We start from the raw sequence: 21,385 nt of genomic DNA on the forward strand, positions 1-21,385 counted from the left end.
ATAGAATTTGGTTTTCCAAAGCTAGCAGGTAAATCCCGCCATGGGCAGCCTGTACGGATTCTATAAAGAATAGCTTCAATAAAATTTCGAAGATTTTGTTTGAGATAAATACGAAAATTACGGAAAATGTTTTCTAACTTAGACCAGTGTTGATCAGTCAACATTGTACGAGGCATAGCGAGGAGTAGATTTGGTTTGGCGATTAAATTCTACTTTCTCGCTATTTTTTTTGCACAGTAAATGTCAACAGACCCTAATTTTAAATATGTCATTTATCACTAGTTGCTATTAGGTATTTATTAATTTGTTTGAATCTTAATTGTAGATTAAAAACTTAAAAGCATCTTAAAAACAAAATTATAAAGACAAAGCCACTATCATTTTTTGCTGATGTACAACAACCCAAATATTTATTTTATGAGCGAAACATTTTAAATTCTTTTACAGGCGCTAATGCCTGTTTTCAAAGAAAAATAGCAATGAAAAAAATCAGTACCATCCTAACAGCAGGTATCTTCACAATGCTTAGCGCTACAGCCTTTGCATGTCCTCAAGGCACGACATTAACAGGAGGCACAGGGGCAAATCACAAGAGCGGAACTTGCATCACTGTTTCTAAAGATACTAAACATCAAGCCCATGTAGCACAGCACGCTGCAAAAGTTGCCAACCACGATGCAAAAGCGGCAAAGCATGATGCTAAAAAAGCTGATCAACTTGCACATAGCAAATCACTAAAAGATGAAAAAATGGTGAAACAAGATGCAGCTAAAGCCCATAAAATGGCACAACAAGCCAACAAGGAAGCGAAAACATCTGAAGTAGCAACAAAAGCAAAAGTAGATACGCACAAAATCGCAACTGAACAACATAAAGCAGCCATTAAATCCTAATTCTACTTGGCTTGCCCATTTGACTCATTCAAAGGTATAGCCGGTTTATACAACATGACTCAGAATTGCAAAAACAAAAATTGACTGTAAAAAAGCCGGTAAATACCGGCTTTTTTAAATGTATGTGTATGTATAGATTGAAAGCATTTATCACATAGATAATTTTATCCACATAATGCTTTTACTCTTGTATATCTAATCTTATGGATGTGCAGATTGTAACGATTTAGCATCCATTTCTGCACGTTGCTTACGCGCTTGAGTTAACATGCGTTGTTCAAGTTCTTTACGGAAGCCCATTAAAAATACTAATTCCGCCAATACAAACAGTGGACCAATCGCTAGACCAATGACATCATCCATAAAAGCTGGTTTTTTCTTTTCATAAAAATGGCCAATAAATTGGATTACCCAACCGACAAAGAACAAGCCAACACTCCAGCCTAACCAAGCACCCAAAGACATCTTAGCGATCATCAACGATAAAGGATAAACAGCAGCAAAGATCACTAACATGATAAAACCAAAGACTTTATCTAAACGCAAGTAATACACCACACTGGCAATAATCAGCACTAAGGCGATTGTAATTTCAAAACCCTCAACTGTGATACCTAGACGCGCCGTTAAACACATAATTGAAAAGACAATCAGCGGAATACCAACAAAATGTGTTAATACATTTTTATGGTCAAGATGATATGCCGCATACTGACTTAATAAAGTTTCTAATTTACTCATGAGACCACTCCTTGTTCACTTTCTCATTTCACTATATAAAATGCAGAACAATAAAGTTGTCAGCCAGCTGACAAATGCAGTCGTAAAAATAAGGATATGATGTGCTCAATGCCCAACAACTCACGCAATTAAAGAATAATTATTGGTTCGCTGGCCTAGCTGAATATTTTCAACACTATATTATTCAACATGCTCTCGTTTTCGAAAAAGACAAAGAGCAACGTATTTTCCTGTCTGGCGATCCTTTTGATGGCATCTATGCAGTGCTCGATGGTGCCATACGTTTAGGCCATATTGATATACATGGTAAGGAAGCCGTAGCTGCGATTGCTGAACCAATTATGTGGTTTGGCGAAATATCCCTAGTGGATAAATTGCCCCGCTCTCACGATGCGATTCCCACTCGTAAATCCACTATTTTGCAACTTCCAGCACATGCTATACAGCAACTACTCGAGCAATACCCCGAATTTTGGTATCACATTGCTCAATTGACCAGTCAAAAACTGCGTTATGCCTTTATGGAACTCATTTCTTTACAAACACAAAACTTAAGCCAGCGTCTAGCACAGCGTTTAATGTATATGCTGAATGGTTATGGCAACCACCTCGAAATACAACAACGCACTATTCAAATTTCACAGGAACAATTGGCGCAACTTTTGATGTGCTCACGACAAAGTATAAATCAAGAATTGCAACAGCTTGAGAAAATGAATGTGCTTAAAGTTGCTTTTAAGAAAATTGATATTTTAGATCTGCAACAACTGCATCAGATTGCTCATGCACTTCCTGCGCATGATCACTGATACCGAGTAGTTTTGGTGCAACTTAACGCACCATTATTTATCGTTATATTTGTTATGCTTCTATATGGAACATTCTTTTTGGTTCATGCAGACACATTAAGATAATAATTTGCACACATCTACACTATCAAAACCATTAGTACATGCAGCAACTTCTTGGCTCACAACATGTGAGTTTGTATCTTTAGTAACTTCATTAGTTTTTTGGATATTTTGACATGCTGTTAATGCCATCATCATACTGATTACAACGAATACTTTTTTCATCTTAATACTCTTTCTTAATTAAATAATTTACTTTTACACACCTTGCTTTATGAGTACTATTTTTACACATTTTATCAAATAGTGATAATTTTCAATTTTTATCACATTATTGTTATTTTGTATTATTAATATTCTAAACATCTAAGTTAAAGATAAATTTTCGCAGTAAATATTATAAAATTGATAATAAATCAATACCTTAAATTAATAAGAGAAAACTATTTCAAGTATTTACCTATTTAAAAACGCCTAAGCAATGGCAAACTTAGCGAATGTTTTTAAAGGTTATTTTTTAATTAAAAAAAGCAGCGGATGAGATTCCACTGCTTTTTTAGGATTATAAAAATTTAAACACCTACTTTTTTCGGATCCGTGTTACCCAGCGCTGGGTTATCTATTGCATCCTTACATTGTGCTTTGTCACGCTCATAATCTGCTTGCTTTTGCGCTACAGACGAACTGTTGTCTATCGTTTCACGCGCCCAGATTTCTAAACTGGTCAATGCTTTACGACACAGTGCATATTTACCTTCTGTCACGGAGTCGGTCATTTTCACATTGATACGCCAATCTGTACTTAGCTTACGTGCTGGCTTTCGTACTTTTTCTTCAATTTGATCAATTTGCTTTGCATAAACAATCGGATCGACGTCATTTATAAATTTCCATGCTTCACCAGCATAAATAGTTGCATCATTTGTGAGCTTTGGTGCGGGCTTAATTTCCGCCTTGGGTTCATTCGTATTGTCATTGCCACAGGCCTGTAACAACACTGTACTGCACAATAATGAAACAATCAGCATCCCACGCATATTCAACCTCTGCATATCAGGCTCGTATCAATAAACATATTCGGCAATATGCTAGTAAATTCACGTACAATACTCAATCATCATTTGACCTGTTGTTCAACTCTTTCAAAGGTGTGTCGTGTCTGAACACAATATTCCGGTAGTTAAGCCTGCGGGTTTTTGGCAAGGCGCTAAAGATAGTCAGGCGATTATTTTTACCTATCTTCCTGTTTCTTTTGCTTTTGGTGTCTCTGCGACTCAGTTTGGTTTCAGTGCGTGGGAAGCTTTATTTCTTTCTTGCTCAATGTATGCCGGCGCGAGTCAATTTTTAGTGGTTGCACTTTTAGGCAGTGGGACTTCTATCTGGATGACCGCACTGACCGTGATTGCCCTCGATATTCGCCATCTATTGTATGGCCCTGCTTTGCAAAATTTAATTCAAGATCGACTCAATCTTAAAAAGACTGCGGTTTGGTCTTGGGGTCTCACCGACGAAGTTTTCGCTTCAGGCATGATCAAACTGTCACAGCGCCGTCAAGAATGGTCTGAGTCATGGATGTTAGGGCTGAGTTTATTTAGCTGGCTGTCGTGGGCAACAGGCTCTTTCTTGGGTGGTTTATTCGCTGATCAAGTCAGCAACCTTCCACAATTTTTACAAGCAGCGCTCGACTTTTTACTTCCTGCATTGTTCCTCAGCTTCTTGCTCGCTGCATTTGAGAAAAAACATACATTTGTGGTTGCAGTAACGATTATTGTCTCTGCGATTGCCTGTTACTTTATTGATTTATCTGCGGCAATTTTCATTGGTATTTCATCCGGTATTTTTGCTGGATTGTTTAAACATTACATTCTTAAACAACCAGACCCAGAACACATGGGAGAAGCTTCATGAATCTCGAAATCATTCTGGTTGGCATATTAGTCGGTATAGCAAACTTTGCTTCTCGTTTTGGGCCATTTTATGTCATTCAGAAGTTCCAGCAAGGTTCACAAAAGCGTGGCGCTTTATGGCTCAAAATCGCTTTGGGCTCGATTGGTATTGCCGCAATTAGTTCAATGTTGGTGGTTGCAACCTTACCGCCTCTGCTTGAGACACCAAATAAAAGCTTTGCCATGTTGGTTGGATTTGCTGTGCTTGCAGGCTTGTATTTCAAGTTTAAAAAAATTGTACCTGCTACGCTAACTGCGGCACTGACATATGGCTTAGTCTATACCTATATACCTTTTCATTTCTAAGACAAATCAACATATCGTCAATAGAATAAAGCCTAAAGTTCAGATTTTCTTTAGGCTTACTTTCACTAAACTGAATTCACACTACGCCATAATATTTAAAAGTCTATTTTCAAATACAACGATATAAAAAAAATTGTTGGACAATATCATTTATTTATGTGAATGAAATCTAAACTCGGCAAACAGTTCTGCTATGCTAAAACCCCATAAAATCAAGCATGGATGATTTACATGAGCGTAACTATTGGTACTCCACTTCAGTCTTCAGCTTTTAAAGTCTTACTGTTAGGTTCTGGTGAACTTGGTAAAGAAGTTGTGATTTCACTACAACGCTTAGGTGTCGAAGTTCATGCTGCTGATCGTTATGACCATGCGCCCGCTATGCAGGTTGCACATTTTTCCCATACCTTAAATATGGCCGATCCTGAAGCATTAAAAGCCTTAATTACGCAAGTAAAACCGAATTTAATCGTTCCAGAAATTGAAGCTATTGCAACACAAGTTTTGGTCGAAATAGAAGAACAAAATATTGCAACTGTGATTCCTTCTGCTAAAGCTGTCAACTTGACCATGAACCGCGAAGGTATTCGTCGTCTTGCTGCAGAAGAGCTAGGCTTACCGACTTCTGCTTATCGCTTTGCAAGTACATTAGATGCTTTTCGTGCTGCCTGTGACGACATCGGCTATCCCAACTTTGTAAAGCCAGTTATGTCTTCTTCAGGAAAAGGACAATCTCGAGTAAAGAGTTTCGGTGAAGTTGATGCTGCTTGGGAATATGCACAAACCGGTGGTCGCGTGAATCAAGGCACGGTGATTGTTGAATCACAAATTGATTTTGATTTTGAAATTACCCTACTTACCGTTCGTGCTAAAAATGCCGAAACTGGTGAAATTGAAACCTCATACTGCGACCCAATTGGTCATCGTCAAGATGCTGGCGACTATGTCGAAAGTTGGCAACCTCAGGCCATGACACCTGTGGCACTTGAAGAAGCAAAACGTATTGCCAATAAAGTAACCATTGCTTTAGGCGGCTGTGGCATATTTGGCGTGGAACTGTTTGTCAAAGGCGATAAAGTATGGTTTAGTGAAGTATCACCTCGTCCACACGATACCGGTTTAGTCACCCTTGCATCTCAATTCCAAAGTGAATTTGAATTACATGCACGGGCTATTCTTGGCTTACCTGTCAACACAGCTCGTCACAGTACCGCTGCCAGCGCGGTTATTTATGCAGGCGTGGATGATAAAAATTTATCCTTTAATGGCTTAAATCTTGCATTGGCTAACCCCAACACCGATTTACGTCTTTTTGGTAAACCAGAAGGCTTTAAACGCCGCCGTATGGGGGTAGCAACAGCACGTGCCGAAACAACCGATCAAGCACGCGAACTTGCTCAACATACTGCGCAACAAGTTAGTGTTCAACAAAACTAAGTTTGTAACACCATAACGGACCACTGTTCATGATTAATACGCTTCCTCTGCTGAATTACATTAAAAGTAACCACGACATTCAGGCCATCAACCAATGGCGAACAGATGTTGAAAATCAGCTTCAGGAATGTTTTGAAAATGGACAGTCCATTCGTGACGTGATTTTGGCACGTTCAAATCTGATTGATGAAGCATTAAAATTTCTTTGGACACATGCTGAATTAGAAAATACAGACTTAGGCTTATTTGCAGTCGGTGGTTATGGCCGCCGCGAAATGCTGCCTTATTCTGATGTCGATATTATGATTTTGTCAGAAGATGAAATCAGTCCAGAACAAGAAAAACTCATCTCAACCTTTATTTCATCACTTTGGGATGTCGGCAATTTCAAACCGGGCATTAGTGTTCGTACCATTAACGACTGCGTTGCTCAAGCGACTAATGATTTAACTGTTGCAACAGCCTTAATTGAAGCACGGTTAATTGTCGGTAATGAGCATTTAGCCAAATGGCCACGTCGTATCGTATCGCAAACATGGACTGACAAAACCTTCTTTGATGCCAAAATGCAAGAGCAAGCCAAACGCTATGCTCAACACAACAATACCGAAAGCAATTTAGAGCCCGATATTAAAAATGCACCAGGTGGTATTCGTGACATTAACCAAATTGGCTGGATTGCGAAGCGCCATTTCCGTGTTAACCGCATTTACGACCTTGTACATTTAGGTTTTATTTCTGAATTCGAACTAGGTGTACTTGAAGAAACTGAAAGTTTCCTCTGGGAAATTCGTCATCATCTACATCGTTTGACCAAGCGTGATGAAAACCGCTTATTGTTCGATTATCAACGCGATATTGCGGCTATGTTTGGCTATCACCGCGAAGAAGGTAAATCGCCAAATTACCCAATCGAACAATTCATGAAACGTTACTACCGTAGTGCCCAGCAGGTTTCAACGCTTAATGAAATGCTGTTGGCCTATTTCAATGAATCGGTGATTACTCCTCGTCTGCCTGACTACGAACGTAAAATTGAAGAAATTAACGAGAACTTTAAATTGGTGGATGGCAAACTCGCTGTTCAACACCATAAAATTTTCTCAGAAAATCCAAGCGCAATTTTAGAAATTTTTTATTTATTAGCGAATCGTCCTGAAATTGAAGGCATTCGAGCACGTACCTTACGCCTACTGACATTGGCTGCAAAACGCATCGATCAAAATTATCGCGATAATCCTGCGCATCAAGCTTTATTTATGGCAATCATTCGCTCACCATATCGCTTGTATGACACGATGGTTGCCATGAAACGCTATGGCGTATTAGGCAACTATATTCCTGCCTTTGGGCAAATTATGGGCCTGATGCAATATGACTTGTTCCATATCTACACGGTCGATGCTCACACACTATTATTACTGCGTAATCTAAATCGTTTTAAAGAACCTGAGTTCGCTAAAGACTTCCCTGTCGTAAGCTCTGTATTCCAACGCCTAGCACGTCGTGACATTGTCTATCTTGCTGCCATTTTCCATGACATTGCCAAAGGTCGTGGTGGCGATCACAGTGAGCTCGGTGCTGCTGACGCGATTGAATTCTGTCGTGCCCATGGCTTTACTGAACGTGAATGTAATTTAGTCGCGTGGCTAATCCAAAGTCACTTAGTCATGTCTGTAACTTCTCAGAAAAAGGATATTTCCGACCCAGATGTCGTGCAAGAGTTTGCAGAAAAAATGGGGGATATGGAGCATCTTGATTATCTTTATACATTGACTGTTTCAGATATTAATGCAACCAACCCAACCCTGTGGAACACATGGCGTGCATCGCTTATGCGCCAACTCTACACCCAAGCACGTGATGTGATTCGTTCTGGCTTAGGTCGTCCAGTCGACTATCAAATGCTCATTGAGGACACAAAATTTGCCGCAAGCGAGTTATTGGTGAATGACTTCGCTTTGGCAGATGTCGAAAAAGTCTGGCAAGAATTAGGCGATGAATATTTCATCAAAGAGTCTGCCGATGAAATTGCATGGCATACCCGTGCCATTTTACAACATGGCAACAATGCTGAACCATTAGTACTGATGCGTGCTCATCGTAAATTTGCTCAAGATGCAGTACAGATCTTTATTTACACACAAGATCAGCCAAATTTATTCGCTACGACGGTTGCCATTCTTGACCGTATGAATCTCGATGTTCAAGACGCAAGAATTATTACAGCTTCAACAGCATTTAGTTTAGATACTTATGTGGTACTAGATCGCTTCGGGACATTACTTACCGACCCTGAACGTGAAAATACTGTAATTGAAGCATTGAAAAAGGCCTTGAGCCAATCAGATAAGTATCCAGGTTTAATGCAGCGCCGTATTCCACGTCAACTGCGTCACTTTGACATTGAAAATACCGTTAGCATTACAGTAAACGAAGCCCTACAGCAAAATATGGTTGAAATTGCAACGCTTGACCACCCTGGCTTACTTGCCAAAGTTGGTGGTTTATTTATGATGCAAGGCCTAGATATTCACTCTGCGAAAATTGCAACATTGGGTGAACGTGCTGAAGATATTTTTTATGTCACCAAAAAAGATGGCTCACCAATGAGCGATGCTGAAGCTGAAACCTTTGCTGCACAATTAAAGTTAGCTTTAGACGAAGCATCAAATCAAGTTTGTAGTCATCATTAACTTAAATTGATCGGTATCAATTCCATGAACTCCAGTTTGTCATTATTGCACCCTTATCCTTTTGAAAAGCTCAATAAGTTATTTCAGGATGTGAAGCCAGCAGATTTGCCTTTAATTCCGCTTTCAATTGGTGAACCAAAACATCCTGCACCCGAGTTTGTGAAGCAAGCAATTATTGACAACTTCCAGCACTTATCGACTTATCCAAACAGTAAAGGTTTGCCTGAGCTTCGCACCAGTATTGCCAATTGGTTAACGCGTCGTTTCAAACTGAATACCATTAGTGCCGATAGCAACGTTCTGCCTGTTTCAGGGACACGTGAAGCGATTTTCTCATTTGTACAAGCTTTGGTTAAACGCGAAGATGCACCTTATGTGGTGATGCCAAATCCGTTTTACCAAATTTATGAAGGCGCAACTTTACTTGCAGGTGCTGAACCATACTTCATTAACTGCACAGAAGAAAACAACTACTTAGGTGACTTTGATGCAGTTCCTACAGAAGTTTGGGAAAAAACTGCGTTGTTATTTGTCTGTACACCGGGAAATCCAACAGGTGCAGTTCTGTCAAAAGAGCAGTTTAAAAAACTCATTGCCCTTTCAGACAAATACGACTTTGTGATTGCTTCGGATGAATGTTATTCAGAACTTTGGTTTGATGAAGCACCGATAGGATTACTCGAAGTCTGTGCAGAAATCGGTCGTGACGATTTTAAAAACTGCGTGGTCTTCCACTCATTGTCTAAGCGTTCAAACTTACCAGGTATGCGTTCTGGCTTTGTTGCCGGTGATGCTGCATTGTTAAAACCTTATCTTCAATACCGTACTTATCACGGCGCAGCCATGCCTGTACAACACCAAATTGCATCTATTGCCGCTTGGGATGATGAAGCACATGTTGAAGAAAATCGCGTCCAATACCGTGCTAAATTTGATTTATTCCAACGTGAGCTAGGTCACCTACTACCTTTGCAAAAACCCGATGCAGGTTTTTATTACTGGTTAAAAGTCAACAATGACGAAGCTTTTGCCAAAATGTTAATGGAAAAAGCACATGTTAAGGTATTACCAGGCCGTTATCTGTCACGTGATACAGCACAAGGTAATCCAGGTGAAAATCATGTCCGCTTAGCATTGGTTGCTGATATTGCTCAATGTGAAGAAGTCATTCGTCGCTTAAAAGCTGTACTTTAAACAGTTTAAATCAATCTATTTGATATAAAAAATGCCCCACATTTGGGGCATTTTTTACTTTTAAGTCGACATTATGCAGACTTAGAAGTCAAAACTTGCACTGAGTTTAAAAGTTCGAGGCTCACTAATTGATAAATACGTGTAATCATTGACTGAAGCAGAAGCCCAATAATCTTTATCCATTACATTGGTGACACTAAAATTCAAAGTGGTAGGCACTGTATTAAATTGAGTTTTATAGTTTGCCCCGACATCAACACGTGTCCAATCGTTTAACTTCAACGTGTTTGCATTGTTCGCGTAGGTTGAACCGGTATACACCACACGACCATTTAAACTGATGTCCTGCTCAGTTGGTAATTTCCAGTCCGCTTCTACATTCGCTTGGAACTCTGGCACACCAATCACTCGATGCCCTTCAAATAGTCCTTGATAGGTGTCTTTTTGTTCAGTATCAATCCATGTTGCCCCACCCAATATTTTGATTGAATCAGTCAGTTGACCATAGGCATTAAACTCAATACCTTGGTGAATATTGGTCGCTTGACTAATTTGTGCAGAACCCGAAGTATTGACTGAAGCCTTTTGTCGATCTGTATAGAAATAATTCAGTGTTCCACCCACCAAACCGTTTTCGTATTTCAGACCAAGTTCTTTTTGTTTCGACACAAATGGATCTGCAAGATAATTATTACCTTCACTATCTAAAATTGCTTCACCTTGTACCAAAGCTTCAATGTAATTGGCATACATTGATAATTCTGGTGTTAATTTATAGCTTAGCCCTAATGCTGGAGTGAGCTGATGCTTATTAATGTTGTATTTATATGTCCCGTAAGAATATACATCTTGATCCACGTCTTGATAACGCGCACCGAGCATGACGGTCAAGCGATCACCTAGCATTGAAATATTGTCCCCCAAGGCAATACTTTTAAATGTACTTAAACCAGCTTTTGGATATGCTCCAGCCTTGCCTAACCATTTATCAATATTAGAGTTTTCAGGATAAATTGGATCGTAAAAATTATCGTTCAAACTGGTCGCATAACCATAGCTATAACGCTTATCAGCACGGTAGATCGAACTAGAAGCTACTACTTGGTGTTTAAAAGCACCGGTCTCAAATTTAGATTTTAAGCCAATTTCAGCACTATGATTGGTGTCTTTACGTGGAATCATTGATGCAGAAAGTTTTGCTGGGCCTGCTTCGGTGTCACTTAATTGCTGACTAGAATAGACACCTGCTTCTTCAGATTTACGAAAACCATAGGCTGCATAGGTTGTAGTTGCATCGCTAAGATCATATTCTGCGCGTACACTCCCGAAGATGTCCTCCTCGTTTGAATACGTCCATGCTTGACCATGATAATTGGCATATTGTGAAGCACTCGGAATCTGTGCAACTGCATTGGTTAAACGTAAACTCGGACGGTTTTCAGAAAGACGGTTATTGTTATAGCCTAAATCGCCAGATAAACGGAATCGGTCACCTTTATAATCGGCAGAAAGAGCAGCCAACCCCAAAGTTTTATTTTCTTTATCAACTTCAGTTCCACCATCATGGTAAGCAGTATTTACACGGACACCGAATTTATCATCAGTACCAAAACGACGGGATACATCCGAAGCTACATAGCCACCATTAAAGTTTGTACCTATAGTAACGCGAGTTAAAGGATCATTACTGGCACGTTTAGGCAGTAAGTTAATTGATCCACCAATCCCTGTTCCACCCGGAATTGCTCCATTTAAAAATGCTGAGGCACCTTTAAACACTTCAACACGTTCAAAGAGTTCTGTTGGAATGTATTGTCGCGGCAATATGCCATAAAGGCCGTTATAAGCTGTGTCATCTGATGCGAGTGCAAAACCACGGATAAAATACGCTTCTTGAAAATTTCCATACCCTTTTGCAGTTCGAACCCCTGCATCTGCTTGCAGAACTTCCCCGACACTTTTTGCTTGGCGATCTTGGATATATTGATTGGTATAGCTTGTGATATTAAATGGCGTTTCTAAATTTTTCTGATTACCAAAAATACCGACTTTACCTCCAGTAGCGACTTGCCCACCTGCATAAGGCTTCATTAAGCCATTTGCAGATGCATCCGCACTCACAACCACATTAATTGCATCTAAAGTTTGCACAGCAGTGTTATAAGCATTTGCAATTGAATGAGTCGTTTCAGTCCCTTCACTGGCATAAGCATATGTAAACCCCTGAGTAATGCAGGCCATCATCACACAAAGCTGCTTCATTTTTAACATTGGGAGAATTATCCTAAAAAATACGCCCACATAATAAATGATAATTATTAGCATTTATCTTTTCATTTTAAATTTCTCTATGTGATTTTTTTATTAACTTATATTTTTTGATTGTAATTTTTTATTAAGGTTTACTTAACTTAATTGCGTTAGCTAATGACTTAACTGATATTTTTTAATGCTTTAAACTTAGCAATACAATATAAATCTGTTTTAGAGCCGTACACTAAAACTGATCAGGGCTTTAAATCCCCTTATTCATAAACGTCAAAAATAACACTCGGCAAGCCAATTATTGCGGTGGAGTCATACTAAATTCATGTTCAACTGTATAGCTAAGATTTTTATCAACCATGGGGATTGGCTCAAGTCGTGCAACCAATAGAGACTTCTGAACTTTCAAATCAAAACTTTTCGAACCAGAACTTGCAATAATCTTCGAGCTGCCAATATAACCTGTTGATGCAATGACAGTGAGTTCAATTTTTACAGGATGTTTATAGTCTTTTTTCTCAATTAGAGAACCTTTATATAGCGGTGCATTCACCCAAGAAACAACATATTTTTTTCTCTTAAGTTTAGGATCAACAACATCTGCAACACGTGTTGGTTCATATTCTGCTACAGGCGTTTTCAACAGTTTTAATAGCTCACTAACCCGAGTATCTTTTGTGCGATCAAGATTGGTTTCTGCCCAAGCTGCACTGATACATAAAGTTGAAACATACAATACGATAAAAATGTGATATTTAATCCGTCGCTTAAACAATTTTATGGCCTTCAAATAAACAGAAGTCAGTATAAAACATCTAGATAAAAATAAAGGCGCTAGCGCGCCTTAATCATAAAATTTACTTAAGCCGTTAAGCTTGAGCTAAGGCTTTTTCAATATCTTCGGTTAATGTTTCAGGTTTAGTTGTCGGTGCATAACGGTTAATAACTTGCCCATTTTTGCCAATTAAAAACTTGGTGAAGTTCCATTTAATACCATTACCCAATACACCCTTAGAATTATTGGTTAAGTATCGGAAAATCACATGCGCTTCAGGCCCCTTTACATTTACTTTGGCAAACATCGGAAAAGACACGCCATAGTTCTTTTGACAAAAAGCCCCTATTTGATCGTTTGAGCCCGGATCTTGCCCACCAAATTGGTTACACGGGAATCCCAAAACCTCTAAGCCTTGATTTTTATATTGTTCGTAAATTTTCTCTAGACCCGCAAATTGCGGTGTAAATCCACATTTACTGGCTGTATTTACAATTAATAAAACCTTGCCATCATAATCAGCAAAGGACTTATTTGTACCGTCCAGTAATTCTGCTTCAAACTGGTGAATGGTGGTCATGGATAAGTTTCCTCATCATTTTTTTCTTTTGTTTCTAATTCTAATGACGCCGAATTGATACAGTAACGTAAACCTGTCGGCTGTGGTCCATCAGGGAAAACATGCCCTAAATGTGCGTCACAATGATGACAAACAATTTCAGTTCTGACCATACCGTGCGTCGTATCTACATTTTCATCAACCACTGAAGGCTCAATTGGCTTATAAAAACTTGGCCAACCACATCCACTATCGTATTTGGTTTCCGAAGAAAATAACGGCTCACCACAACAACGACAGGTATAAGTTCCTTGTTGCTTAGTATTCCAATATTTGCCTGTGAATGCTTGCTCAGTCCCCTTCTGACGCGTAATGCGAAACTCTTCAGGCGATAATTCTCGTTGCCATTCTCTTTCTGTTTTATTGAGTTTTCCCATGATGACGTCCCTTTATATCGTGCTATTTAAAATAGGATAATCCTATATTTACGTCATCCAATCCTAAATTTCTAGTCTTTATTCAACAATTTACAAAATCTATATAATGTCTTTAAAAGCAAAAAGTAAGCAAATAAAAAACCAAGGTGAGCAAATATAAAAAATAAATGCTTTTTTGTCAGAAAATTTAGTGTTAGGCTTAGTCCTACTCTTGCTCAGGATTAAAAAATGTCGCAGAAAAAAAGCGTAATTTTTAAAAATCTACTGCCCATGATTAAACAATATCAACAGGCAGGGTTTACGCATGAAAAAATTGTTGCCCTACTCAGAGATGAACATCATCTCGATTTAGTAACAACCGAGACATTTAAAAGCTATTTATATCGTTATGCAAAAGTGACCTCCACTCCTTCCGAGACTATAAAAATGCCGAACATTATCAACACCCCACGCGAAATTAAGAAATCGTCTAAGCTCGAGCACGTTTGCTACGACATTCGCGGGCCAGTGTTGCGAGCGGCCAACGAAATGGAAGAAGCTGGGCATAAAATTATTAAACTGAATATCGGCAACCCAGCCCCATTTGGTTTTGAAGCACCACAAGAAATTATTAACGATGTGGCATTAAATCTGCCAAACGCTATCGGCTATACCGACTCAAAAGGGATTTTCCCAGCGCGTAAAGCGATCTGCCAGTATTACCAACAAAAAGGCATTCTCAATATGCACGTCAATGACGTGTATGTAGGAAATGGTGTTTCTGAACTTATCGTTATGGCAATGCAAGGCTTATTGGATGATGGCGATGAGATGTTGGTTCCAATGCCTGACTATCCACTATGGACAGCAGCAGTCAATCTTTCAGGTGGTACAGCTATTCACTATAAATGCGATGAAGAAAATTTCTGGTATCCAGACATTGCAGATATGGAAAGCAAAATCACGCCAAATACACGTGGTATTGTCATTATTAACCCGAACAACCCAACGGGTGCTGTATATCCACGTCATGTACTTGAGCAAATTGTTGCCCTTGCTAAAAAATACGACCTGATTTTATTCGCTGATGAAATTTACGACAAAATCGTATACGACGGCATTGAACATGTTTCTGTCGCAGCTTTAGCTGGTGATCAGCTTTGCGTATCATTTAATGGTTTATCAAAAGCGTACCGTATTGCAGGCTATCGTTCAGGATGGATGGCTATTACCGGTGATAAATCACGAGCGCTTGATTATATCGAAGGTTTAGACATGTTGGCTTCTATGCGTCTATGTGCCAATCATCAAGCTCAGTATGCAATTCAAACAGCATTAGGTGGCTATCAGTCAATTAATGACCTTATTCGCCCAGGTGGCCGTTTATACGAACAACGCAATATCGCATGGGAAATGCTAAACGATATTCCGGGTGTATCATGTGTTAAACCTGAAGGCGCAATGTACTGCTTCCCTAAATTAGATCCTGAAATTTACCCAATTCAAGATGATGAGAAATTCATGTTGGATTTCTTGAAAGCTGAAAAAGTTCTTTTAGTACAAGGCACAGGTTTCAACTGGCCAACTCCAGATCATTTCCGTGTGGTGTTCTTACCTGCTGAAAATGAACTTCGTGAAGCAATTACTCGTTTAGGTCGTTTCTTGGCAAAAATGCGTTAATAGACACATTGCTTTAAGTATTTACTTAAAAATACCGCACTCTAGTGCGGTTTTTTTATAGCCTTGATTTTTACCATGTCGCACATAGACTCACTCAGACTTTAGTCAAATTTTGAGCTTGGTTTACTTTTCAATATCTTATTTATGTTATTTTTTAACCAATCATAAAAAATTCATGAGTACAGGATGTCCTCAAACAAAATAAGACTCAGTCTATTTCTTTGCCTTAGCATGTGCCTAGGGATTGGTATTCTTCGCTTTTCATATACTGCATTACTTCCCTCAACCCGTGAAGCTTTTGGCTGGAGTGCGAGTTTCGCGAGTATTCTAGGTAGTGCCAATTTATTAGGCTATCTTGCTGGTGCTTTTTGGGCAATGAAACTCCCTCAAGATCGAAGTATGATGTGTTACATTCAGGTTGCCGCTATTGCTGGAACAATCAGCTTATTAAGCTGCGCTTTCTCAGGTTTTTCTGAATACTGGTATATGGTATGGCGTATCATTTCAGGTATCAGCGGTGGACTATTAATGATCCTGTCACCGAGCGTAGTTGCCCAATGCTGTGAACTTAAAGATCGATTCAGAATCAATTTTATAGGTTTTAGTGGTATCGGTTTAGGTGTACTCATGGCCACCTTATTCCTTCCTTATATTCACGACATTTCCACACAGTACGCATGGATCATTTTATTTTCTTTTGCCACATTCATTTGCGTAATACTCAGTTATTTACTAAAAGGCTTTAAACAATATTTAAACGCACCAACGCTGGCACAACAAAATTCAGAAAAGATTAGCGCTTTGTACTATTGCCTACTCATCGTATATAGCACCAGTGCATTTGCATACGTGCCCCATTCACTATTTTGGATTGATTATCTCACCAATACCCTACATTTATTTCCACTTGGAATTAATCTCAATTGGATTTTATATGGCACAGGGAGTGCGCTGGGCGCATTTTCGGCTTATTTACTCGCTCAAAGGTTAGGTAATATTGGTGCATTAAAGGTGCTGTATAGCCTATATGTACTTGGAATATTTGTTGCAGTTTTGAATGACAGCCCACTATTCACCTTTATGTCATCGTTTTTTACAGGCTTATTAAATCCTGCGGTAGTCTTTCTTACTTCTTATACCATTCTACAAATTTATGGCACTGCATATAAAAAGCTTTGGAGTATTGCGACACTGTGTTTTGCAAGTATTCAACTTTTAGGTGGACTAAGCTTTAGCTTGTTACAACATTATGGCGTGAGTTATCACCAGCAGTTCATTATTGCCGCTACAGTCCTTCTTATGGGTACACTGCAATTGTTTTACTTCACACGAAAACACCGACACTCTGAACTTAAAAATAGTTAATGTACTTTGAATAATATAGTGCAAACCTATAAGAAAAGCCTGCGATAGGCAGGCTTTTCAGTTGATGAATGGTTTAGGACTATAACTTTTTCAGTCGTTTTTGTAGTTTCTTCAAAACAGAATTATGTTTTGAAATTTTGTTTAACCTCGCTTTAATTTCCTTTTTAAGAGATTTCTTTTTCTGAGACAAATTACTCTCCTTCTCGTCCGCCATAAAGATTGTTGCTATCGATAAATTTAAAAGCACTCGCGAATGATTGAAATGACAGCTCAGTCAAATCAATAATGTTGCTGTTTTTGATTTCGTTGATGTGGTTGCTGTTTTTGTTTCTTTTGCTGCTGGTTGTCTTGTTGCTGTTGCTGTTGCTGTTGCTGTTGCTGATCATTTTGTTGTTGCTGCTGATCAGATTGCTGGTTTTGTTGATGCTGTTTACGAGACATTTCATTTCTCCTTTTTCATCATGATGAGTCATCAAGTATTTCTACTGAAGAACATCAACCAATGTACCCCCAATCCCTGCAAAGCCAAGCCAGTAAATGTGTCCAAATACTTCATTGTAAAATCGTCATGAAATTTTTACTAAGAAATCAATATCACAGCTTTTTTGTAATTACGAATATTCACGGGATAGGTGCTTTTCAAAACGTCTTGTTACATTCTAGCAATGTGAAAATCTATTTCTGTATGTAGCTACATACACTTCCCATCCTCTTTTTAAATGAATATTTAAAATTTGAGATAAAAAAAGACCCGCCTAAACGAGTCTTTTCACGCTATGTAAGCATTTATTCCATATTTTCAATCACCGCTTGCCCAAACTCTGAGCAACGCAATAACGTTGCATTTGGCATTAAGCGCTCAAAATCATAAGTGACCGTTTTTGCTGCAATCGCACCAGATATACCTTTGATAATTAAATCGGCAGCTTCAATCCAGCCCATATTACGGAGCATCATTTCCGCAGACAAAATAATCGAACCTGGATTCACTTTATCTTGTCCTGCATATTTTGGGGCTGTACCGTGCGTTGCTTCATATACTTGCACCGCCCCACCAATATTTGCACCTGGAGCAATACCTATTCCACCCACTTCAGCCGCCAAAGCATCTGAAATATAATCACCGTTTAAGTTTAATGTCGCAATGACTGAATAATCGGCAGGACGCATTAAAATTTGCTGCAAGAATGCATCCGCAATAACGTCTTTAATAATGATATCTTTGCCAGTTTTTGGGTTTTTAATTTTCACCCACGGCCCACCATCTAAAAGTTCACCACCAAATCGCTCTAGTGCAACCTCATAGCCCCACTCTTTAAATGCACCTTCAGTATATTTCATGATATTACCTTTATGCACTAAAGTGACACTCGGTTTGTCATTATCAATAGCAAACTGAATGGCTTTACGCACCAGTCGCTGTGTGCCTTCTTTAGACACCGGTTTAATGCCTATCCCGCAATTTTCTTCGAAACGAATATTGGTAACACCCATTTCTTCTTTTAAAAATTTAATAATTTTTTTCGCTTCGGGTGAATCTGCTTTCCACTCAATCCCCGCATAAATATCTTCTGAATTTTCTCGGAAAATCACCATATCGGTTAATTCAGGGTGTTGCACTGGTGAAGGCACACCTTCAAACCAACGAACTGGACGGACACATACGTATAAATCCAATTCTTGTCGCAGTGCAACATTGAGTGAACGAATCCCACCACCGACAGGTGTGGTTAATGGCCCTTTAATAGAAACCACATAATCCCTTAAGGCATCTAGTGTTTCTTCAGGCATATACGTGCCATAAATTTTGTTGGCTTTTTCGCCGCAATAAACTTCCATCCACTCAATAGAGCGCTTACCACCGTATGCTTTTTGTACAGCAGCATCTACCACTGCTTTCATTGCTGGTGTAATATCCACACCAATTCCATCTCCCTCAATAAATGGGATAATTGGATTTTTTGGTACATTCAGTGATAAATCTGCATTTACGGTAATTTTACTACCATCCGCAGGAACAACGATCTTCTGATAACCCATTATGTAGGTTCTCCCTCTATATCTCGCGATTTTGAAAATATTTACCGATTAGGCAATACTTTCCTCCTTTCTTATCGCATAATAGATTAATTGAAATTACCTTTTTTGGAGATTTATATGAGAAATAACATCATTTCTCTGTTTAATAAATCACCATATTTTCCATATTCATACATTTAAAGAAGTCATTTTTTATGAAAATCGTCATTCTTAACAAGCCATATGACGTGCTCTCCCAATTCCGTAAAGACGAAGCACACATGACCATGTCGGACTTCGTAGACGACCCTACTTTGCGTTTAGCAGGTCGCCTAGATATGGACTCGGAAGGTCTGGTTTTCCTCACAGATCATGGTGGTCTCAATCAATACATCACCAACCCTGCCAATAAAAAATTTAAAACGTACTTGGTGCAAGTTGAAGGTGATGTTACTGAAGAAGCTTTAGAGCAACTTCGTAAAGGTGTTGAGCTTAAGGATGGCATGACACTTCCAGCCAAAGCACATAAAGTTGAACAGCCTGAATGGTTATGGGAGCGCGATCCTCCTGTTCGTTTCCGCGCTTCAGTTCCAACGTCTTGGGTTGAAATTTCTATTTGTGAAGGTCGAAATCGTCAAGTACGTCGCATGACTGCTGCTGTTGGTTTCCCAACTTTACGTTTAATTCGTACGCAAATTGGTGGCATTAGTTTAGTTCAGATGCAACTAAAGCCAGGTGAAACAAAAGAGATCGAACCGTTACTTTATCCAGACTTCCAAAATGTGCCTGCCGAAGAACCATATCGTTCACGTTCTTATGTGAAAAAACCTGGTGGTACAGGTGGTAAGCCAATGGTTCGTAAGAACAAAGATGGTTCTGTTAAAAAGTCTGGTACTAAACGTATTTGGCAAATGGAAGAACATGAAAAGCCAAAACGTCGCACCAATGGTACAACCCGCCCAAATACCAAAGCGCCACGTGCACGCGGACGTAATGGTCGTTAATCCAGTCATTTAAAAACTATTAAAAGCTCACATTCGTGGGCTTTTTTATTTTTCACAAAAGTTTAGGAACGTAACAATTATTTAAGATTATTTTCATATTTTATGTTTAAAATCAGTTATAACAATTTAAACGTTGAATATTTAAACAGAAATTATGAACACGCCATTTAATCGCGATAGAAATAAAGTGCTTGTAATTCATGATAACCGTGTTGGTCATTTGAATCCGTCTATTGCTGTGTCTGAAATGATTGAAAAAAGGTTTTTCCTGCAAGCTGAATTATTTCAGATTCCATTTTTATCAAAACATCTTGTAAGTCTTTTTAAAAAACTATCGAACTTCCCACGTTTATATACAGCTGCGGCGCGTCTTATTTTTAAATTTCCAACACCAAATTTGGAGCATACAGATGTTATCGTATGCTCAGGTATGCCGAATTTAATTTATGCAGCATACTTGTCGCAACGCTTTAACATCCCTCTCATCTATGCAGGTGGAACACGAAAATTTAATTGGCGTTTAATTGATTGGACCATAACGACTATCCCTGAAAATCATGCGGGGAGACAGATTATTATTCCAACGGGTGCTGTACCTTTTAAAATCACAAGTTTAGTCAATATCCCTTCAAATCATGAAGCGTGTTTGCTCATTGGCGGTCCTACACATGAATATCCATTTAATGAAATTGATTTCATTCAAATGATTGAAAGTTTTGTTCAATTTTCGGAAATACATAAATTTAAAGCGACGGTGGTATGCTCACGGCGTACACCAACACTGACTTCTGAGACCATCAGTTATTTACAAAGTAAAAATATTGAGCTCGTATGCCCTCAATCCTCAACCTCAATTTGTGATGTATTCAAACGTAGTGAATTCATATTTGTCACTGAGGACAGTGCAACCATGTTGTCTGAATCAATCCAAACCGGTCGAGTTGTTATTTCTGTTTGCCGTGAGGATTCAAAAACAGATGCCATCATTCAAGGTTATTTGGATCACCAATTCATTCAAAGAAAGACAATTTCACAACTCAAAGATGTTGAATTAACTTCGATTAAAATTGATCCTAAGCTTATAGAAACGATTATTACCCAACAACTTGCAGATGATTTAAAAGCACAATCAAAAAATCTAAGTTTTTATCAAAGCCATGTGAGCAAGTTAAAAATGTTATGACGCTCAATATATAATAAAAAACCCATAAAAATATGGGTTTTTTATTTCGTTAATT

The 21,385-nt window shown here is 38.7% G+C and carries 21 protein-coding genes; 11 read left to right on the top strand and 10 right to left on the bottom strand.

Annotation, left to right across the window (positions count from 1 at the left end; all coding sequences use genetic code 11):
• Positions 1-176: transposase (locus tag A9J31_RS03595; RefSeq protein ID WP_155857596.1), on the bottom strand; the 176-nt coding region annotated here is incomplete at its 3' end.
• A 303-nt stretch (positions 177-479) separates the two neighbouring features.
• Between A9J31_RS03595 and A9J31_RS03600 the strand changes: the two genes are divergently transcribed.
• The gene (locus tag A9J31_RS03600; RefSeq protein WP_067762598.1) at positions 480-893 is read left to right on the top strand and encodes a hypothetical protein; all 414 of its coding nucleotides are present in this window, start codon (positions 480-482) and stop codon (positions 891-893) included.
• Between the two features lie 201 nt (positions 894-1,094).
• Here the strand turns inward: A9J31_RS03600 and A9J31_RS03605 are convergent, their stop codons facing one another.
• Positions 1,095-1,634, bottom strand: coding sequence for an Mpo1 family 2-hydroxy fatty acid dioxygenase (locus tag A9J31_RS03605; RefSeq protein WP_067762599.1), 540 nt, complete (start codon positions 1,632-1,634; stop codon positions 1,095-1,097).
• A 101-nt stretch (positions 1,635-1,735) separates the two neighbouring features.
• Between A9J31_RS03605 and A9J31_RS03610 the strand changes: the two genes are divergently transcribed.
• Positions 1,736-2,443, top strand: coding sequence for a Crp/Fnr family transcriptional regulator (locus A9J31_RS03610; protein ID WP_067762600.1), 708 nt, complete (start codon positions 1,736-1,738; stop codon positions 2,441-2,443).
• A 96-nt stretch (positions 2,444-2,539) separates the two neighbouring features.
• Here the strand turns inward: A9J31_RS03610 and A9J31_RS15695 are convergent, their stop codons facing one another.
• A complete protein-coding gene (locus tag A9J31_RS15695) occupies positions 2,540-2,710 on the bottom strand; it encodes a hypothetical protein (protein ID WP_167348717.1) in 171 nt (56 codons plus the stop codon).
• A gap of 347 nt (positions 2,711-3,057) precedes the next feature.
• On the bottom strand, positions 3,058-3,537 hold the full coding sequence (locus A9J31_RS03615) for a hypothetical protein (protein ID WP_067762601.1): 480 nt from the start codon (positions 3,535-3,537) through the stop codon (positions 3,058-3,060).
• 103 nt (positions 3,538-3,640) lie between these two features.
• Here A9J31_RS03615 and A9J31_RS03620 point away from each other — a divergent pair, with 103 nt between their 5' ends.
• The 5 genes from A9J31_RS03620 (at position 3,641) to dapC (ending at position 10,064) form a co-directional block, all read left to right on the top strand.
• Entirely contained in the window at positions 3,641-4,393 is a 753-nt protein-coding gene (locus A9J31_RS03620) for an AzlC family ABC transporter permease (RefSeq protein ID WP_067762602.1), read from the top strand.
• Complete coding sequence (ygaH, locus tag A9J31_RS03625) at positions 4,390-4,737, top strand: L-valine transporter subunit YgaH (protein WP_067762603.1); 348 nt, start codon at positions 4,390-4,392, stop codon at positions 4,735-4,737. Before A9J31_RS03620 ends, ygaH begins: the two co-directional genes overlap by 4 nt.
• Before the next feature lie 222 nt (positions 4,738-4,959).
• Complete coding sequence (gene purT, locus A9J31_RS03630) at positions 4,960-6,174, top strand: formate-dependent phosphoribosylglycinamide formyltransferase (protein WP_171256654.1); 1,215 nt, start codon at positions 4,960-4,962, stop codon at positions 6,172-6,174.
• Positions 6,175-6,203: 29 nt separating this feature from the next.
• Positions 6,204-8,870, top strand: a complete 2,667-nt coding sequence (gene glnD, locus A9J31_RS03635) for a [protein-PII] uridylyltransferase (RefSeq protein ID WP_067762605.1) — start codon at positions 6,204-6,206, stop codon at positions 8,868-8,870.
• A 24-nt stretch (positions 8,871-8,894) separates the two neighbouring features.
• Positions 8,895-10,064, top strand: coding sequence for a succinyldiaminopimelate transaminase (gene dapC, locus A9J31_RS03640; protein WP_067762606.1), 1,170 nt, complete (start codon positions 8,895-8,897; stop codon positions 10,062-10,064).
• 81 nt (positions 10,065-10,145) lie between these two features.
• Here the strand turns inward: dapC and A9J31_RS03645 are convergent, their stop codons facing one another.
• From A9J31_RS03645 to msrB, 4 genes are all read right to left on the bottom strand, one after another.
• Positions 10,146-12,335, bottom strand: a complete 2,190-nt coding sequence (locus A9J31_RS03645; protein WP_067762607.1) for a TonB-dependent receptor — start codon at positions 12,333-12,335, stop codon at positions 10,146-10,148.
• 292 nt (positions 12,336-12,627) lie between these two features.
• On the bottom strand, positions 12,628-13,104 hold the full coding sequence (locus A9J31_RS03650; protein ID WP_067762608.1) for a hypothetical protein: 477 nt from the start codon (positions 13,102-13,104) through the stop codon (positions 12,628-12,630).
• A 94-nt stretch (positions 13,105-13,198) separates the two neighbouring features.
• Positions 13,199-13,684 (bottom strand): glutathione peroxidase, encoded by a 486-nt coding sequence (locus A9J31_RS03655; protein WP_067762609.1) that lies wholly within the window; start codon positions 13,682-13,684, stop codon positions 13,199-13,201.
• Complete coding sequence (msrB, locus tag A9J31_RS03660; protein WP_067762610.1) at positions 13,681-14,100, bottom strand: peptide-methionine (R)-S-oxide reductase MsrB; 420 nt, start codon at positions 14,098-14,100, stop codon at positions 13,681-13,683. The genes A9J31_RS03655 and msrB overlap by 4 nt, the downstream gene beginning before the upstream one ends.
• 228 nt (positions 14,101-14,328) lie before the next feature.
• Here msrB and A9J31_RS03665 point away from each other — a divergent pair, with 228 nt between their 5' ends.
• On the top strand, positions 14,329-15,759 hold the full coding sequence (locus tag A9J31_RS03665) for a pyridoxal phosphate-dependent aminotransferase (RefSeq protein ID WP_067762611.1): 1,431 nt from the start codon (positions 14,329-14,331) through the stop codon (positions 15,757-15,759).
• A gap of 186 nt (positions 15,760-15,945) precedes the next feature.
• Positions 15,946-17,124, top strand: coding sequence for a YbfB/YjiJ family MFS transporter (locus tag A9J31_RS03670; protein ID WP_067762612.1), 1,179 nt, complete (start codon positions 15,946-15,948; stop codon positions 17,122-17,124).
• A gap of 279 nt (positions 17,125-17,403) precedes the next feature.
• Here A9J31_RS03670 and A9J31_RS15545 read toward each other — a convergent pair whose 3' ends face one another.
• Together A9J31_RS15545 and icd are read right to left on the bottom strand one after the other, a co-directional pair.
• Positions 17,404-17,565 (bottom strand): hypothetical protein, encoded by a 162-nt coding sequence (locus A9J31_RS15545; protein WP_155857597.1) that lies wholly within the window; start codon positions 17,563-17,565, stop codon positions 17,404-17,406.
• 345 nt (positions 17,566-17,910) lie between these two features.
• Positions 17,911-19,164 (bottom strand): NADP-dependent isocitrate dehydrogenase, encoded by a 1,254-nt coding sequence (gene icd / locus A9J31_RS03675; RefSeq protein WP_067762613.1) that lies wholly within the window; start codon positions 19,162-19,164, stop codon positions 17,911-17,913.
• 194 nt (positions 19,165-19,358) lie between these two features.
• Between icd and A9J31_RS03680 the strand changes: the two genes are divergently transcribed.
• Both A9J31_RS03680 and A9J31_RS03685 read left to right on the top strand, forming a co-directional pair.
• The gene (locus A9J31_RS03680) at positions 19,359-20,147 is read left to right on the top strand and encodes an rRNA large subunit pseudouridine synthase E (protein WP_067762614.1); all 789 of its coding nucleotides are present in this window, start codon (positions 19,359-19,361) and stop codon (positions 20,145-20,147) included.
• Positions 20,148-20,301: 154 nt separating this feature from the next.
• On the top strand, positions 20,302-21,330 hold the full coding sequence (locus A9J31_RS03685) for an ELM1/GtrOC1 family putative glycosyltransferase (protein WP_067762615.1): 1,029 nt from the start codon (positions 20,302-20,304) through the stop codon (positions 21,328-21,330).
• Positions 21,331-21,385: the final 55 nt, after the last annotated feature.

Source organism: Acinetobacter gandensis, assembly GCF_001678755.1.
GTDB classification, from domain to species: domain Bacteria; phylum Pseudomonadota; class Gammaproteobacteria; order Pseudomonadales; family Moraxellaceae; genus Acinetobacter; species Acinetobacter gandensis.